At 58.3% G+C, this 16,176-nt stretch carries 14 protein-coding genes; 8 read left to right on the top strand and 6 right to left on the bottom strand.

Annotation, left to right across the window (positions count from 1 at the left end):
* Positions 1–130: 130 nt before the first annotated feature.
* From LJU29_RS21125 to LJU29_RS21110, 4 genes are read right to left on the bottom strand one after another with little or no spacing between them, the layout of a single operon-like run.
* Entirely contained in the window at positions 131–1,495 is a 1,365-nt protein-coding gene (locus LJU29_RS21125) for a heavy metal sensor histidine kinase (protein ID WP_257111163.1), read from the bottom strand.
* The gene (locus LJU29_RS21120; RefSeq protein WP_002552331.1) at positions 1,485–2,162 is read right to left on the bottom strand and encodes a heavy metal response regulator transcription factor; all 678 of its coding nucleotides are present in this window, start codon (positions 2,160–2,162) and stop codon (positions 1,485–1,487) included. Before LJU29_RS21120 ends, LJU29_RS21125 begins: the two co-directional genes overlap by 11 nt.
* A gap of 10 nt (positions 2,163–2,172) precedes the next feature.
* Entirely contained in the window at positions 2,173–5,277 is a 3,105-nt protein-coding gene (locus tag LJU29_RS21115; protein WP_257111162.1) for a multidrug efflux RND transporter permease subunit, read from the bottom strand.
* The gene (locus LJU29_RS21110) at positions 5,274–6,440 is read right to left on the bottom strand and encodes an efflux RND transporter periplasmic adaptor subunit (protein ID WP_005756806.1); all 1,167 of its coding nucleotides are present in this window, start codon (positions 6,438–6,440) and stop codon (positions 5,274–5,276) included. Before LJU29_RS21110 ends, LJU29_RS21115 begins: the two co-directional genes overlap by 4 nt.
* Positions 6,441–6,710: 270 nt before the next feature.
* Between LJU29_RS21110 and LJU29_RS21105 the strand changes: the two genes are divergently transcribed.
* The 8 genes from LJU29_RS21105 (at position 6,711) to LJU29_RS21070 (ending at position 14,800) form a co-directional block, all read left to right on the top strand.
* Positions 6,711–7,691 carry an IS5-like element ISPsy2 family transposase gene (locus tag LJU29_RS21105; protein WP_257112819.1) on the top strand — a complete coding sequence of 327 codons (981 nt, stop codon included), beginning with the start codon at positions 6,711–6,713 and terminating at the stop codon, positions 7,689–7,691.
* Positions 7,692–7,931: 240 nt separating this feature from the next.
* On the top strand, positions 7,932–8,309 hold the full coding sequence (locus LJU29_RS21100) for a hypothetical protein (RefSeq protein WP_002552333.1): 378 nt from the start codon (positions 7,932–7,934) through the stop codon (positions 8,307–8,309).
* Between the two features lie 307 nt (positions 8,310–8,616).
* On the top strand, positions 8,617–9,201 hold the full coding sequence (locus LJU29_RS21095; protein WP_004656053.1) for a fimbrial protein: 585 nt from the start codon (positions 8,617–8,619) through the stop codon (positions 9,199–9,201).
* 63 nt (positions 9,202–9,264) lie between these two features.
* A complete protein-coding gene (locus LJU29_RS21090; RefSeq protein WP_005756800.1) occupies positions 9,265–10,026 on the top strand; it encodes a fimbrial biogenesis chaperone in 762 nt (253 codons plus the stop codon).
* 130 nt (positions 10,027–10,156) lie between these two features.
* Complete coding sequence (locus LJU29_RS21085) at positions 10,157–12,700, top strand: fimbria/pilus outer membrane usher protein (protein WP_495629031.1); 2,544 nt, start codon at positions 10,157–10,159, stop codon at positions 12,698–12,700.
* Positions 12,697–13,482 carry a fimbrial biogenesis chaperone gene (locus LJU29_RS21080; RefSeq protein ID WP_122358879.1) on the top strand — a complete coding sequence of 262 codons (786 nt, stop codon included), beginning with the start codon at positions 12,697–12,699 and terminating at the stop codon, positions 13,480–13,482. Before LJU29_RS21085 ends, LJU29_RS21080 begins: the two co-directional genes overlap by 4 nt.
* A 1-nt stretch (position 13,483) precedes the next feature.
* On the top strand, positions 13,484–14,482 hold the full coding sequence (locus LJU29_RS21075) for a fimbrial protein (protein WP_005778174.1): 999 nt from the start codon (positions 13,484–13,486) through the stop codon (positions 14,480–14,482).
* A 93-nt stretch (positions 14,483–14,575) separates the two neighbouring features.
* On the top strand, positions 14,576–14,800 hold the full coding sequence (locus LJU29_RS21070) for a hypothetical protein (RefSeq protein WP_004656067.1): 225 nt from the start codon (positions 14,576–14,578) through the stop codon (positions 14,798–14,800).
* Positions 14,801–14,818: 18 nt separating this feature from the next.
* On the opposite strand, the gene LJU29_RS21065 is transcribed toward LJU29_RS21070, so the two are convergent.
* Together LJU29_RS21065 and LJU29_RS21060 are read right to left on the bottom strand one after the other, a co-directional pair.
* Positions 14,819–15,574 (bottom strand): YkgJ family cysteine cluster protein, encoded by a 756-nt coding sequence (locus LJU29_RS21065; RefSeq protein ID WP_257111161.1) that lies wholly within the window; start codon positions 15,572–15,574, stop codon positions 14,819–14,821.
* 116 nt (positions 15,575–15,690) lie between these two features.
* The gene (locus tag LJU29_RS21060) at positions 15,691–16,152 is read right to left on the bottom strand and encodes a GNAT family N-acetyltransferase (RefSeq protein WP_054995106.1); all 462 of its coding nucleotides are present in this window, start codon (positions 16,150–16,152) and stop codon (positions 15,691–15,693) included.
* Positions 16,153–16,176: the final 24 nt, after the last annotated feature.

The raw sequence follows: 16,176 nt of genomic DNA, 5'->3' as shown, positions 1-16,176 counted from the left end.
GGTGTATAGCACGCTCCTTATAGCCTCATATGAATGGAATGTGAATAAAGCAAGTGTATTTAAAATGATGCGAACAGACGCACACGGACGACTGTAAAAAACAGGGGGAATAATTTATTTCTTGAAGGGATCAGCGAGGCAGCTGTATGCCGAACGTATTGACACCGTTATCGCTGTTCACGAACACGGTGCCGCCGTGCATCAATGCAATGGCCTTGACGATGGCCAGCCCCAGGCCATGATTGGCGCCGCTGTTGCTGCGTGAGGCATCGACCCGGTAAAAGCGCTCGAACAGCCTAGGCAAATGTTCCGGGGCTATCTGCACGCCAGGATTGGTCACGCTGATACTCACATCGGCATCGCGCGACTCGATAGTTACCTCGATGACCTGACCGGCGTCGGTATGTTGCACGGCGTTGTGCAGCAGGTTGATCAACGCGCGGCGCAAGCGGGGCTTTTCAATCGGCGCGCTGGCGTCGCCCTGAACCCGGACTTGTACGTGGGCATCTTCCAGAATGAAATCCAGGTAATCCAGCGTGGTGGCGACTTCGTCTGCCAGTGACGCGCAGGTCTGTGCTTTGACCTTGGTGCCCTGATCCGCGCTGGCCAGAAACAGCATGTCGTTGATGATCGAGCGCAAACGCTCCAGCTCTTCGAGGTTTGATTGCAACACCTCGAAATAATGCTCGGCAGAGCGGCCGCGGGTCAGCGCCACCTGGGTTTGGCCGATCAGGTTGGTCAGCGGTGAGCGAAGCTCGTGCGCCACATCGGCATTGAACGACTCGAGCCTTGAGTAGGCCTGCTCGACCCGTTCCAGCGTGGAGTTGAACGAGGCTACGAACTGTTCAAGCTCCGGTGGCAGCGGCGACAGCTGCAAGCGTCCGGACAGCCGTGGCGGGGCGAGCTTCTGGACTTCCTGCGATAGGCTGGTCAAAGGACGCAGGCCAATACGCGCGACCCAGTAACCAAGCGCCGAAGCCAGCAAAATACCCAGCGTGGCCAGGCTGATCAGCGCGACCAGCAGCGAGTGTTGGGTATGCCAGAATGTCTCGGTATCGATGGCGGTCAGAAAACGCAGTGCCGGGCGCTGTTCCTTGGCCGGGAATTCGCTGACCAGCACCTTGAATGCGAACGGGTGATCGGCCAGCTTCAGGTCATGCATACCCGGTGCGCCTTGCGCGAAACGACGAATGTTCGCGTCCGGGTTGCCGAATTCGTACAGCGGGTTGTCGCTGACTACCCAGAAACGCAAGCGCTTGTCTTCCTCGCTGAGCAACTCCAGTTTTGCCTTGATCTTGCCCCAGTGCTCCGGGTTGCCGAAACGTCCGACAGCCGATTCCAGAACACTGTAGCGCGCATCGACTTCGGCACGCGGCAACAGGTCCAGGCTCTTGTCGACCTGCAGGTACAAGGCCCAGCCGATCAGCAGGAATACCACCAGTGCCACCAGCGCGAACAGCCCGCTGAGGCGCAGGGCGATCGAATCAACCCGCACTGCGGTTCTCCAGCACGTAGCCCATGCCACGAATGGTGTGCAGCAGTTTGTGTTCGTGAGGACCGTCCAGCTTGGCCCGCAAGCGTTTGATTGCGACTTCGACCACGTTGGTATCACTGTCGAAGTTGATGTCCCAGACCATCTCGGCGATTGATGTCTTGGAGAGGATGTCGCCCTGGCGTCTGGCCAGCACGCTGAGCAGCGAAAACTCCTTGGCGGTCAGGTCCAGACGCATTCCGGCGCGGGTCGCCTTGCGGCTGATCAGGTCGATCCACAGGTCGGCGATGGTGATCTGCACCGGTTCGTGGCCGCCGCTGCGGCGGGTCAGGGCCTGCAGGCGGGCGACCAGTTCCAGAAAGGAAAACGGTTTGCCGAGATAGTCATCGGCACCTTCGCGCAGGCCGCGAATGCGGTCATCGACCTGCTCGCGAGCGGTCAGCATGATGACGGGCGTCTGCTTGCGCGCACGCAACGCACGCAACACGCCAAAGCCGTCCAGGCCGGGCAACATCACATCAAGAATGATGATCGCGTGGTCGTTCTCCAGCGCCAGGTGCAGACCTTCGATGCCATCGCGCGCCACGTCGACGGCGTAGCCCTGTTCGGTCAGGCCGCGACGCAGGTAGTCTGCGGTTTTCTCTTCGTCTTCGATAATCAGCACGCGCATCGGGTGACTCTCACTTGTGAAGGGCCAGCGCGGGTGCGGCGGGCGCCGGGTGGCGTTTATGAAACAGCCGCTCCAGTTGCAGGTAAATGACTGGCGTAGTGAACAGGGTCAGCATCTGGCTCACCAGCAGGCCGCCGACCACTGCGATACCCAGCGGTTGACGCAGTTCGGCACCTACCCCGAAACCCAGCATCAGCGGCAGTGCGCCGAGCAGGGCGGCAAGGGTGGTCATGATAATCGGTCGGAAGCGGGTAATGCAGGCCTCATAAATGGCCTCCTGTGGCGACAGGCCCTGCTCACGCTGCGCTTGCAGGGCAAAGTCCACGAGCAGAATGCCGTTCTTCTTGACGATGCCGATCAGCAGCACGATGCCGATCAGGGCCATGATTGAGAAGTCCTGCCCCATCATCCATAGCAGCAACAGCGCGCCGATACCTGCCGAGGGCAGGGTGGAGATAATGGTCAGCGGGTGCACGAAGCTTTCATAAAGCATACCCAGAATGATGTACACCGCCACCAGCGCGGCGAGAATCAGCCACGGCTGGTTGGCCAGCGAACTCTGGAATGCCTGCGCCGCACCCTGAAAACTGCCGATGATCGAGGCAGGCATGCCGATCTCTTTCTTGGCCTGATCGAGCATGCTTACCGCGTCGCCAAGTGCGACTCCAGACGCCAGGTTGAATGACAGGTTGGCAGCCGGGAACATACCGTCGTGGCTGATCGACAGCGGGCCCATGCGCGGCGCACTGACTTTGGCCAGTGCCGACAGCGGCACCATTTCATTGGTCAGCGGTGAGCGCAGGTAGAAGTAAGCCAGGCTTTCGGCCTTGCCACGCTGCTGGGCATCCAGTTCGAGGATCACTTTGTACTGGTTGACTTCGGTCTGGTATTCGCTGATCTGCCGCTGGCCGAACGCATCGTACAGCGCCTGATCGACGTCGGCGGTGGTCAGGCCGAATCGCGCGGCAGCACTGCGATCAATATCGATATGGGTGACGCTGCCGCCCAGTTGCAAGTCGTTGGACATATCGCGAAACGCTGGATTGCTACGCAGCTTTTCAGTCAGCCGTTGCGTCCAGGTGTTGAGCAATTCGCCGTCGTTGCTCTTGAGCACGTACTGGTACTGACTGCGGCTCGGCCCGGAACTCAGGTTGATGTCCTGCCCGGCGCGCAGATACAGAACGATGCCGGGGACCTTTGCCAGTTTGGGGCGCAGGCGGTCAATGAACTCACTGACCGACACATCGCGTTCAGAGCGCGGCTTGAGCGAGATCCAGAAGCGACCGTTGGCGATGGTCTGGTTGCTGCCTGACACACCGACTGAATGCGAGAACGCCAGCACTGCCGGGTCTGCACCGACGATTTTTGCCAGTTGCAGGTGTTTTTCCACCATGTCCGGGTAGGAAATGTCGGCAGCGGCCTCGGTGGTGCCGAGTGCAAAAGCAGTGTCCTGAACCGGAAAGAAGCCCTTGGGTATGAGGATGTAGCCGACCACCGCAAGCGCCAGGGTCAGGCCGAACACGCCGAGCAGCAGTCGCTGATGGGCCAGCGCCTTACGCAAGCCTCGCTCGTAGGAAGCCAGCAAACGTTCACCGAAGCCCGGCTTCTGATGCGGGTTGTGCGTGGGGGCGCGCATGAACAATGCCGCAAGGGTCGGCGCCAGGGTCAGGGAGACGACCACCGAAATCAGAATGGTTGCAGTGGCGGTCAGGGCGAATTCCTTGAACAGCCGCCCGACCACGCCGCCCATGAACAACAGCGGAATGAACGCCGCCACCAGCGAGAAGCTGATCGACACCACGGTAAAACCGATTTCCCCCGCGCCCTTTATGGCGGCCTCGCGCATGCCTTGTCCGGCTTCAAGGTGGCGATGGATGTTCTCCACCACCACGATGGCGTCGTCCACCACGAACCCTACCGCGACCACGATGGCTACCAGTGTCAGGTTGTTCAGGCTGAAGCCGAACAGGTACATCATCGCAAAGCTGGCGATCAGCGATACCCCGAGCACCGCGCTGACGATCAACGTGGCCGACAGCTGGCGCAGAAACAGCGCCATGACTGCCACCACCAGCAGCACTGCGATCATCAGGGTCAGTTCCACTTCGTGCAGCGAGGCACGAATGGTGCGGGTCCGGTCGTTGAGTACCGAGACCTCAACGGTGGCCGGGAGCATTTCCTGCAGCCTTGGCAGTTCACGCTGAATGCGGTCAACGGTGTCGACAATGTTGGCGCCCGGCTGACGAAAAATAGCGATGTTGACGCCTTGCTGGTCGCCGGACCAGGCCTTGACGTAGGCGTTTTCCGAACCCGCGACCACCCGCGCCACATCCTTGAGCTGGACGGGGGCGCCGTTCTTGTAGGAAACGATCAGTTGCGCGTAGTCCTGCGGCTTGAACAACTGGTCGTTGGACGACAGTGTCGAAATGCTGTCCTTGCCATACAAGGCACCTTTGGCCAGGTTAAGGCTGGTCTGTTGCACCGCTAGGCGAATGTCGGCCAGGGTCAGCCCCAGCGCGGCCAGTTTTTCGGGGGCGGCCTGCACACGAATCGCCGGCCTTTGCTGGCCGGTGATGAACACCTGGCCCACGCCTTCGATCTGGCTGAGCTGGCGCGCCAGGATGGTTTCGGTGACATCGCTCAGCTCCGTGCCGGGCATCAGGCTGGAGCTGACACTGAGGATCAGCACCGGACTGTCAGCCGGGTTGACCTTGCGCCAGGTCGGCAGGCTCGGCATGTCGGCTGGCAGGCGTCCCGCCGCAGTGTTGATCGCGGCCTGGACTTCCTGGGCGGCAGTGTCGATGCTTTTGTTGAGGGTGAATTGCAGCGTCAGGTTGGTGGACCCCAGCGCGCTGCTGGAGGTCATCTGGGTCATGCCGGGGATCGCGCTGAACTGCACTTCCAGCGGCGTGGCAACCGAAGACGCCATGGTTTCCGGGCTGGCACCGGGCAACTGCGCGGTAACCTGAATGGTCGGGAACTCCGCTTCCGGCAACGGCGCAATCGGCAGTCGTGGAAAGGCAATGACCCCCAGCAGTACCAGCGCGAAGGTCAATAACAAGGTGGCCACCGGGTGGTCGATGCACCACGCCGATACCGAGCCTCGGCCACTCATCGTGCGTGCTCCACTTGCGCGCTCGCGACATCCGGGGCGGGCGCGCTGACCACTTCGACAGTTGCCCCAGGCCGCAGTCGCGACTGGCCGTCGCTGACCAGCACATCTCCGGCATTTGGACCGCTGATCAATGTCTGCTCGCTGTCCTGATAAAGCACCTTGACCGGTACGACTTCCACTTTTTTATCAGCAGTGAGTCGATAGACGAAGTGCTGATCGATGCCGCGCTGCACTACTTGTGGCGGTACCTTGAGCGAGTTGAGTTCGACACCGGTCTGGATCTTCACCGTGACGAGTTGCCCGGGCCACAGTTGTTCGCCGGGGTTTTTGAATTGAGCCTTGGCGCGGATCGTGCCGGTGGTTGCCGAAACCTGATTGTCGATCAGCGAAAGCGTGCCTTCACCCAAAAGCAGTCCGTTGGCCGCGCCGTCGCCCTGATACGCCTTGACGGTCGCAGCGCTACGCTCGGCAATCAGCCCCTGCAGGGTCGGTAACATTTGCTGAGGCAGAGAGAATTCCACCGCAATCGGGTCAATCTGTGTCACCGAAAACAGCCCGGTAGCATCGCTGACGCGCAGGAAGTTGCCTTCATCGACATTGCGGATGCCGACCCTTCCCGTGACCGGCGAGCGAATCTGGGTGTAGGAGAGCTGCACCTGTGAGGCGTTGATGCTCGCTTCGTTGCCTTTCGCCGTGGCTTCGAGTTGCCTGACCAGTGCCTGCTGCTGATCGAATGTCTGGCGCGAAATGCCATTGTCCTGAGTGAGTTGGCGATAGCGCTTCAGGTCCAGTTGCGCGACATCAAGCTGCGCCTTGCTCTGCGCCAGCTGCGCGCGTGCCTGCTCCAGCGAGGCGCGGATCGATCGATCATCCAGCGTCGCCAGCAACTCGCCGGCCTTGACCTGTTGACCTTCCTTGACCAGCACGCGCGTCAGTACGCCATCTACCTGAGGACGGATCACCACACTTTGCAGTGACAGCACCGAACCGATACCTGTGACGAAACGCGGTACGTCCTCAATGCTGACCGTGATCACCTTCACAGGCACCGCAGTCACGGAGTTTTTCGGGAATGTAGCGGGGCGTGTCAGTTTCCATCCGGCAATGGCCGCGCAGGCTATCAGCAGGACTACAGCGGTGACGGTCAGGGTCTGTCTGCGCATATGAAGAAAACGCCAAATGTCGGTACGGGAGTAATATTTTTTTAGGGCTTCCTTATAGCCTGCAAACCCGGTCAGCAGAATGACTTTTAGCTGTCAGGTTTGTCAGGAAGCCTCCACCGCGCATAGCGTGCAGTCAAGAAAATCCGCTAACGGACGATATCTATGTTGAAGAGATATTTGTCCAGATGTTTATAAAGTCCTAAGGAAACTCTGAAAAAGACTTCCTAATTTGGCAAAATCTCCGGACACCAGTCGCCGAGCTTTTCGATGATGAAACAGATGACCTTCGCCGACGCCGAGTATGCCGGCAAGCGCAAGCAGACCCGTAAGGAATTGTTCCTGATCGAGATGGATCAGGTGGTGCCCTGGAAAGGTTTGATTGCCCTGATTGAGCCCTATTATCCAAAAGGAGAAGGTGGCCGGCCCGCCTACCCACTGATGGCGATGCTGCGTGTTCATCTGATGCAGAACTGGTTCGGCTACAGCGATCCGGCGATGGAAGAAGCGCTGTATGAGACGACCATCCTGCGTCAGTTTTCAGGCCTGAGCCTGGAGCGAATTCCAGACGAAACCACCATTCTCAACTTCCGTCGTCTGCTGGAAAAACACGAGTTGGCGACCGGGATTCTCGGCGTAATTAATGGTTATCTGGGCGACCTTGGCTTGTCGTTGCGTCAAGGCACCATCGTCGATGCCACGCTGATTCACGCGCCCAGTTCGACCAAGAACAAGGATGGCAAACGCGATCCTGAGATGCATCAAACCAAGAAAGGTAACCAGTACTATTTCGGCGCCAAGGCTCACATCGGCGCCGACGACGAGTCAGGCCTGGTGCACAGCGTGGTAGTAACAGCGGCCAATGTGGCAGACGTCACGCAGGTTGCCAAACTGCTGCACGGCGAGGAAAACGTAGTCTGCGCCGACGCAGGTTACACCGGGGTCGAGAAGCGCGAAGAACACGCTGGGCGCAAGGTCATTTGGCAGATTGCCGCCCGCCGCAGCACTTACAAAAAGCACGGAAAACGCAGTATTTTGTACAAGGCGATCCGCAAAATCGAGAAGGCCAAGGCCCAGGTTCGCGCCAAGGTCGAGCATCCGTTTCGGGTCATCAAACGCCAGTTTGGCTATGAAAAAGTGCGCTTTCGGGGCTTGGCCAAGAACACCGCGCAGATGGTGACGTTGTTCGCCCTGTCAAACCTGTGGATGGCCCGTCGACATTTGTTGGCGAGCGCAGGAGAGGTGCGCGTGTAATGCAGGAAATGGTTACCGCAAAAGGCTTTGCAGCGGCCGAAAGAGCTAAAAAGCGAAGATAATTGAGCAAATTTCGACATGCATCGTTTTTTGAAAAGTGCTGAGGACTCGGTAGCCGGAAAACATCCGGCTACTTCAGACCTTCCCTAAGAGTTTTCCTACATTTTCCTAGGCCGGCTTCTGGCAGTTAATTCTCCCATCAACTTAACTCACTGTATGAGCCTATAAGTGGAGAACGCCATGAACAGTAAAAAATCGACCTGGAAATTTATGTTGAGGTGTTTGTTTCTTCGTCAAGGTTTGGGGGCCGTCATGGTGTCGATTCCCTTGCTGGCTGCGCCTGCTTTTTCATGGGCAAAGGACGGCGCATTGACGTTGCATGGCAGTATCGTCAACAGCAGTTGCGTGATTTCCGACATTAATGTGAATACGCCTGTTGCTCATGCGCGCATTTTGCAAGTTGCACCGGGCATCAATATGCAGGTGAGCACTGAACACAATGCATGTGGTGATCAGGCCGTGCCCTTTGTCGCGCAGTATCAGGTACTTCCGGTCGCCGAGACCGACGGCGAGGCCCTGCAGGCCCGCGCTGGAGTCATCACGTTGAGCTATCAATAAATACAGATCTGTATTATTTTTTCGACCGGACTGTCACCCACGCTTAAGTGACGGTCCCGTGTCCGGTCAGCCCTTTCAAAACTGAAAGCGCCGCGGTTTAAAACATCGGCGCCACACTGTTTAACAGCCGTAATTAGCCTACTTGCGCAAGACGCCTGGTTATTCCTACAGACCTGTCCTGCGTGTCGTGTTGTGTTGTCTGCGGGTTAAAAGTTATCCAGCTGACAGCATCGAAATAGACCTGGATCTATAGTGCTCACCGTCCGATAGCGGGCACACACGACATAACACAAGGAAGGTCGTTAGCATGAAAAAGCTTTCTCTTACATTGGCAGTTCTGGGCGTAATGGGCGTTGGCATGGCGGGTAACGTCAGTGCAGCGAACAACGGAAAAATGGTCTTCAATGGCACACTGACCAATATCTCCTGCGATGTGGGACCGGGCACAGGCGTCAGTACGGGCACCAACCCTGGCGAAATCAATGTCGACCTGGGTAACGTTTCCTTCTCCGATATTGGTGTATCGAGTGAAAGTCGATTCGAAACGGCTGCGCCTATTCAGCTGCTGGTCAACTGTAGCGCGGGCGCAGATCAATACAGCATGGTCAAGATGCGCCTTACTGCCCGTAACGGCAGCGGCCTGGACAATAACGATGCCAAACTTCTGCGCACCACCGGCGCGGCAGATGGTGTCGGTATCGGCCTGCTCAATACCTCCAGCGTTCTGATGGACCTGAGCGGTGCTGAAACCGTCGACACCACGCTCATCAAGGATGGTGCCGGCGGCGCGACTGCTGAAATAAATTTTGGCGCGGTCTATGTGCTTAACGGCACGCCGACCAATCCGGGTAATGCCGACGGCTTCCTGCCGTTCGTGATGGATTACGAGTAACCGTGTCGGACAGGGCGGGCACGGCTCGCCCTGTCCCTTATCGAATTCAAGGCGAACGCCAGTATGTTTCCTGTTTTTTTTCGCTACACGATGCTTGTTGCGCTAGTGTGCTGTGCGTCCTCTGTTCAGGCGGGCATCGTATTGAATACGACGCGCGTCATTTATCAGGGTAATGAAAAAGAGGTCAGTCTGGGGGTTCATAACAGTGGCGGGGGAGAGATTCTCCTGCAGTCCTGGCTTGAATCTCCGACAGCGGCGACCAACAAGACTGATAACAACGACACCCCAGCGTATTTGCCTTTTATCGTCACGCCTGCGCTGACGCGCATGGCCGGAGGTGGCAAGCAACTGTTGCGCATCATTCATTCCGGTGCAGACATGCCCACTGATCGTGAATCAGTGTTATGGCTCAATGTGCAGGAAATCCCCCAGACTGCTGCCGAGAACACGCTGCAGATTGCGATACGTCAGCGCATAAAAGTGTTCTTTCGGCCTGACGGTTTGCAGGGCGATCCGCAGCAGGCACCTGAACAGCTGAACTGGCAATCAATCGATAACGCGGGTGTGCAGGTGGAAAATCCAGGGCCCTATCACGTGTCCATGCTGAGGATTTCCATACGCCAACACGATAGTGAACTTGCCCGTCTCGACAGTCAGATGCTTGCCCCCCATCAACAGCTGCGTATCCCGTTGCTGCACACACCGGGAAGTGCGCCGTTGCTGGTGAGTTTCGTGAGTATCAATGACTACGGCGGGCAAGTGCCTTATCAAGTGACACTGGCCGATAAAGAACCGGGTCATGCCCACAAGGCCTTGCCTCGGTAACCTGCCACATCACACATCAGCGTTAACTGTTCAAACCGTTGGGCCTGCGTGACAAACCGGCCCGGCAGACCTGCGTCTGTGTAAAGGATTGCGCGGCGCGCGCGACAGCCGAAGTAGAGTGAAGACCGCTATGGAATGGCGCAAAAAAGATCACAAGGGAGTCATTGCACAGTTCGCTCTGCCTCACCCACGACACTGTCCACTGGGTATCGGCCTGGGGTTGACGTTGATGTTTTCGCTCAGCGCGTTCGCAGCCTCGCCTGGCGGTACTCGGGCTGACGGGACAGTCAAATTCAATACGGCATTTATCCAGGGAAGCGATCAGCCGCCTGACCTCCAGGGGTTTCTGCGTACCAACAGCGTACTGCCCGGCACTTATCGGGTTGATATTTACGTCAATCGCAAACTGAGCGGCAGGCGAGATATCGCCTTTTCAAAAAGTCGGGTGTCAGGCCTGATTGAACCCTGTCTGTCGCTTGAAATGCTACAGAGCTTCGGTCTGGACCTGAGTCGCCTGCCTTCAGATGAAGGCGCTGCTCAGGGCTGTTTCGATTTGCCTGCGCGTGTCGAGTTTGCGCGCGTCGACTATCAGCCCGGTGCGCTGCGACTCACTATCAGTGTGCCGCAAGCCGTTATGTCGCGGGGCGCTCGCGGTTATGTTTCACCGGAGCTTTGGGATCAGGGTGAGACGGCAGGTTTTATCAATTACAACGCCAATGGCAGCAGACGCCGTAACAAGGGTCTGGAAACGGACCAGTATTATCTCGGGATGCGAAATGGCCTGAACCTCGGGGCCTGGCGATTGCGCAATGAGTCCTCGCTGGTCGGCGGCAGTGATCGGCCCTGGCGTTATCGCAGCAATCGTACTTTCGCGCAGCGTGACATCACTTTCCTGAAAAGCCAGTTCACGGTGGGGGAGACCTTCAGCGACTCGCAGGTTTTCGACAGTGTTCGCTTCAAGGGCGCAGCACTGGCTTCTGACGATGGCATGCTGTCCGACAGCGAGCGCGCCTATGCCCCGGTCATCCGCGGGATTGCCGAGACCAACGCGACGGTGGAAGTTCGTCAGAACGGTTTTCTGCTGTACAGCGGCAGTGTTTCACCGGGGCCTTTCGAAATTGCCGATATTTACCCCAGTGGTTCCAATGGTGATTTGTCGGTGTCGGTCATTGAGGCCGATGGGCGCGTACGGACTTTTACCCAGGCCTACGCATCGCTGCCGATCATGGTCCCCTGGGGATCCTTGCGCTACAGCCTGGCCGTCGGGCAGGTCGATAACAGTAATGATGTTCAAGCCTCTCCCTACTTTGCCAGCACAGCCCTGATTTATGGGATTTCCGAGCGGATTACCGGGTTCGGGGGGCTGCAGCTGGCCGAAGATTATCAGGCCGCGAATATAGGTGCCGGGATCAATACCGGGCTGGGCGCAGTGTCGCTGGATATCACCCGATCTGTCAGTCAGGTTGCTCAACAGTCGCGCAGCGGCCAGAGCATACGGGGGCGCTATGCCAACACGCTGGACGTTACCGACACCACTCTGGCCGTGGCAGGTTACCGCTATTCCACTGAAGCGTACCGGACCCTGAGCCAGCACATCAGCGATACCGACCCGCAGAGACATGCGCTGTCCACTGGCCTGGCTCGGGATCGGCTTGAGCTAAGTGTTACCCAGATAGTGTCGAGCCACGCCGCATCGCTGAGTCTGACCGCTTCCGAGCAGCGCTACTGGAATCTGCCCGGCAAGACCCGGCAACTTTATCTGTCCTATAACGCTGCCTGGCAGACCGTCAATTACAGCCTGTCCATTGAACGCAACGAGGACTTCGGGCGAAACGGTGAAGCGAGCACCGACAATCGTGTTGCCTTGAGCGTGACCCTGCCACTCGGATCGAGCCCTGGTTCGTCGCGACTGTCTTTCAATGCCGTGCGCGACAGCACCGGTGAGTACAACGCTCAGACCGGGCTCAACGGCCAGGTGCTGGGGGATCGTGATACGTTTTATTCGGTACAGGCCGGGCATGACAGCAGCTCCGGCAGTTTCGGTGCCGGGAAGATCAGTACCACCACCGGGTTCGGTCGCTTCGAGGCAGGTTATAGCCAGGGCCAGGACTACGATGCATTCAGCCTGTCTGCGGCGGGTTCGCTGGTGGCTCACCCCGGAGGTGTGAACCTGGGGCAGGCGCTGGGTGAAACCTTCGCCCTGGTTCAGGTTCCGGACGTCAGCGGGGCTCGGTTGAAGTCCTTCAGTAACGTCGAAACCGCAGGCAACGGATATGCGGTTCTGCCCTATGCGCAGGCCTACCGGACCAATTGGGTCAGCCTGGATACCCGCCAGTTGGGTGCTGATGTCGACCTGGAAAATGCCATCACCCAGCTCGTACCGCGCCGGGGAGCGATACCGTTGGTGCGCTTCAAAGCCGTTGTGGGCCGCCGGGTCCAGTTTGAACTGGTGCGCGCCGACGGCAGCAAAATACCGCTGGGTGCCAGTGTCGAGGATGAACAGGGCAGGGCGCTGGCGGTGGTCGACCCTGGCAGTCAGGCGTTGGTGCTCAGTGAGCAGTATGTCGGCAGCTTGCGGGTTCGCTGGTCTGATCAAAGTTGTCAGGCAGCATTCTCGCTGCTGCCCAGAGATCCGACCCGTGCCTACGAGCGGATCAGGGTGACATGCCAATGAGCGCCTTTGCTGATTCATGCCCGGCAATGTTGGCGGTGCTGCTGCTGATGGGCAGCGTTGGCGCACAAGGGGCGATTTCGCTGAGCGGAACACGGCTGGTCTTTGATGGCCAGTATCACGAAGCCAGTATTGAGGTGCGCAACCGAGGTGATTCCGAGGCACTTTTTCAGGCATGGATAAGTGATGCCCGCGATGACGACGACACTCCCCAGGCTCGGCGCAGTACGCTGCCGTTCGTGGTCACGCCACCGCTTTCACGTCTGCCGGTGGGTGGCAGGCAGGCCCTGCGCGTGTTGTATCAGGGCACAGGCATGCCACAGCGGCGCGAGTCTCTGCTGCATTTGTATGTGCTTGAGGTGCCCCGACGGCAGGAAGGCGTTCGCCAGCTGAATGTTGCCGTGCGCCAGCGCATCAATGTGTTTTACCGGCCCATTGGTCTAGAGGGGGATCCGGCTGACACGGGCGCAAAGTTGCTGTGGACACTGACTCATGACGAGGCAGGCGTTTCCTTGCTGACGGTTAGTAACCCAATGCCTTATCACGCTTCCCTGCAAGCGTTGCGCATCGACGCTGTTCAAATCAGCGAGTACCTGTTGCTGGCACCGGGTGCCCATTCTGAAATGGTTGTGCCAGCGAGCGTTCTGCCTTCTGCAACCCGCCGTTTTTCATACAAAGCGCTGACCGACTACGGCGGTCAGCGAACTTATTGCACACCGCTCAAGGGGCATGCGGTCTTTACAACCCGCCTGCTGGAGAACAATTCCTTTCAGGACGAATGCTGATATGAAACTACTGTCTGCCAGACGCTGGCTGCGCTCCACTGTGGTGTTGCTGATGCTGAATCCGACTTCCGTCTTCGCGTTGGTCTGTACCACCCAGGGGACGGGCGAAACCGAAATTCACGATGATCTGGGTAGTACGGTGGCGATCCCGGAGTCGATTCCCAACGGGGAGGTAGTGTGGCGTTCCGAGCCTGTGAATGTTCAGGTCGAATGTGCCAAGGAAGGCTCGCAGTCTGTCGAGGAAGAAATTTTCATCTACCTGAATCCGGACAATCGTTTGATCGGTCAGGGTATCCGCGCTGGCATGACACTTCAGGGTACCGATTACCTGCAAGGCAGTGGACGGGTCAGTACCGGGAGTTACCTGCCTGTCTGCCATGAAGGCGATAGCAATATCGAAAATTGCCCAAAGGTGCGCTTCAATCTGGCGTTTTCCGTGTTTATTCAGAAGTTCGGCGCAACACCACCCTCTGGGGTGGCCAGTGATCTGCTGGATTACCGGTTTTTTCAACTGGGTGGTGCGACGGACTCCAGCCGGGTGCCGGGACGCAGCCTCAGTTACGTGATCAACAACCTGCGGGGGCTGCGGTTCGTGGCCTGCGACGCCGACCTGCAAGTGCTCCCGGAAACCGTGGAGTTCGGCGACGTTGCCATACACGAGGTGACTATTGGCAAGGTGATCGCCACACAGACATTTTCTCTGCTGACCAGCCGCACGTGCGATTCGCCTTTCAGCATTGATGCGCGTTTCAGGCCGGTGACAGGCAGTCTGTCGGGCGAATTGCTCGTTCCCTCTGGCAACGACTCACTGGGGATTCGCATTGCCAGTGCCGTCAATGGTCAGCCGTTACGTTACAACGAGCCGTTCCATCTGGCGGAACTGCTGGGCGAAACCAACGCTGCCAGTGCTGACTTCAATGCGCAATTGCTCTGGAATACCAACACACCAAGGCCGGGGCCGTTCAATGCCGAGATCATGGTCGATCTGTTCTACAAATGACGGCGACAGGAGGCTCGGGCGGTTGCGCGGCGATTGATGTATGCTGCGCTACCGCGGGCATGTGCCCGGCCAATTCGACTTTCTGGTGACACCATGACCACTCCTGAACAACCCACTGTTCAAGACGCCGCAGCCGACTCCAACGCAGACACTGAAAAGAAGGCTGTCATTGCGCCTTTCAGCTTTCCGTTCAAGCCTTCGGAGTTTGCCCAGGCCAAAAAGGAACCCGCATGGCATCAGAAAGCCAACAAGCATGGCCATCACAAAACCCCTGGCGTAGCCCCGGCGGGCACGCGCAGATCGATGGGCAAGCGCTGATCGCGTGAGTAATCCTGTTCAGGCTGCCTGCAAGGGTATGAACAGGTAGGAAACCGGCTCCCGATCCGTAACGTCGGCACCCTCCTGTTGCAGGGTGTCCAGAAACTGCTGTCCCGCCACATGAAATTCCCAGTGCGCGCCATTGGGTTGCATATCCTGCGCACGGTTTGCGACTTCCGCGATGGCGGTCGCAAATGCGTTCATGTCCGGCAGATACGCGACGAAGCCGTTGCCCTTGAGGGCGGTGGTGCGTATGCCCAGTTTCTGACAGATCAACTGTTTGGTCTCTATCTCATCCCGATCGGCCTGACGGGATTGTTCGATCAAGTCCATCAATTGCGTATCAACCAGCCTGTCGCCAACGATCAGGTCGGGGCCCTGCTCCCAGGACTCTGGCGGGCAGCCCTTGGTTTCGGGGCGCAAGGGAATGTGCGGATTGATCTCCATCGGATAGATCCGGCACACCAACGGCCTGCGCTCGTAAATGCGACACAGGTTTTTCTCGTCAAGATTCCGGCAACGCCCAACGTTGTAGGCCGCGAAGGTGATCGCCACAAAGGCTGTGGTGCTGCCGCTGTTCACCTGCGTCGAGCGACGGCTGGCATGGGTCAGTTGGGTCTCGGACACACCATAGCCATTGCTTAGAAACGCTTCGGTCAAGACAATCACGTTGCCGCCGTCTGCCGCCCATTGCGCGGCTTCGCCGAGCGTGAGAGGCACGTGGTGGTCGGTGCAGCAACCGCCGCAACCCACACAGGAAAACTTGGTGTCCATTGTCTCGATGACCCTTTCAGAGCTGCGCGCCGAGCGACAACAATTGGTCACTCTCCCGGCTGATGCAGCTCAGGAAGCAAGTTGTGCGCCAGTCGCTGGTTGAGTCAACGGGCCCGTCAGGCTTCGGGGATATCGAAACGTTTCAGGTAGGACATCCCTGATTTCTCGTAAAGACGCCGTGCCTTGAGGTTGTTTTCCATGACGTGAAGATCGATCGCTGCTTCGCCACACTTACTCAAATGGGCGAACAGGTGGTTGAGCAGAGCGGAACCGATCCCGCTATGCCGCACATCGGGATGCACGACCAGGTCTTTGATGAATGCGCTGGTCCAGCAGACGATCACGCCCACCACTGTTTCGTCGAGCATGGCCAGAAAGCACCGCGACGTGTCGAATTCAGGGTCTTGTTCGAAGGCAGCTCGCCAGTGCGGATAATCCGGCACACTGCCTGTCGCGCTCGCATGACCCAATGTCAGCAGGCGGTGAACCTCTGGGGCTTGCTCAAGGGTGAAAGATCGCGGCAGGACGCGCGGTGGCCAGACCGCGGATGGTACTGGCAAGGCGAGAGTCCGACGCATCAGCCAGTAGTGTCCGGCAGATGC

The sequence above is a fragment of the Pseudomonas ficuserectae genome (assembly GCF_024584585.1).
GTDB classification, from domain to species: domain Bacteria; phylum Pseudomonadota; class Gammaproteobacteria; order Pseudomonadales; family Pseudomonadaceae; genus Aquipseudomonas; species Aquipseudomonas amygdali.
The sequence above is the reverse complement of the archived record's forward strand: the minus strand, read 5'-3'. Positions and strand labels throughout refer to the sequence as shown.

What these genes read in the sequence shown, in the direction of transcription:
- LJU29_RS21120 (WP_002552331.1), bottom strand. Translation starts at nt 2,162, where the DNA reads ATGCGCGTGCTGATTATCGAAGACGAAGAGAAAACCGCAGACTACCTG.
- LJU29_RS21115 (WP_257111162.1), bottom strand. Translation starts at nt 5,277, where the DNA reads ATGAGTGGCCGAGGCTCGGTATCGGCGTGGTGCATCGACCACCCGGTG.
- LJU29_RS21110 (WP_005756806.1), bottom strand. Translation starts at nt 6,440, where the DNA reads ATGCGCAGACAGACCCTGACCGTCACCGCTGTAGTCCTGCTGATAGCC.
- LJU29_RS21105 (WP_257112819.1), top strand. Translation starts at nt 6,711, where the DNA reads ATGAAACAGATGACCTTCGCCGACGCCGAGTATGCCGGCAAGCGCAAG.
- LJU29_RS21100 (WP_002552333.1), top strand. Translation starts at nt 7,932, where the DNA reads ATGAACAGTAAAAAATCGACCTGGAAATTTATGTTGAGGTGTTTGTTT.
- LJU29_RS21095 (WP_004656053.1), top strand. Translation starts at nt 8,617, where the DNA reads ATGAAAAAGCTTTCTCTTACATTGGCAGTTCTGGGCGTAATGGGCGTT.
- LJU29_RS21090 (WP_005756800.1), top strand. Translation starts at nt 9,265, where the DNA reads ATGTTTCCTGTTTTTTTTCGCTACACGATGCTTGTTGCGCTAGTGTGC.
- LJU29_RS21085 (WP_495629031.1), top strand. Translation starts at nt 10,157, where the DNA reads ATGGAATGGCGCAAAAAAGATCACAAGGGAGTCATTGCACAGTTCGCT.
- LJU29_RS21080 (WP_122358879.1), top strand. Translation starts at nt 12,697, where the DNA reads ATGAGCGCCTTTGCTGATTCATGCCCGGCAATGTTGGCGGTGCTGCTG.
- LJU29_RS21075 (WP_005778174.1), top strand. Translation starts at nt 13,484, where the DNA reads ATGAAACTACTGTCTGCCAGACGCTGGCTGCGCTCCACTGTGGTGTTG.
- LJU29_RS21070 (WP_004656067.1), top strand. Translation starts at nt 14,576, where the DNA reads ATGACCACTCCTGAACAACCCACTGTTCAAGACGCCGCAGCCGACTCC.
- LJU29_RS21065 (WP_257111161.1), bottom strand. Translation starts at nt 15,574, where the DNA reads ATGGACACCAAGTTTTCCTGTGTGGGTTGCGGCGGTTGCTGCACCGAC.
- LJU29_RS21060 (WP_054995106.1), bottom strand. Translation starts at nt 16,152, where the DNA reads ATGCGTCGGACTCTCGCCTTGCCAGTACCATCCGCGGTCTGGCCACCG.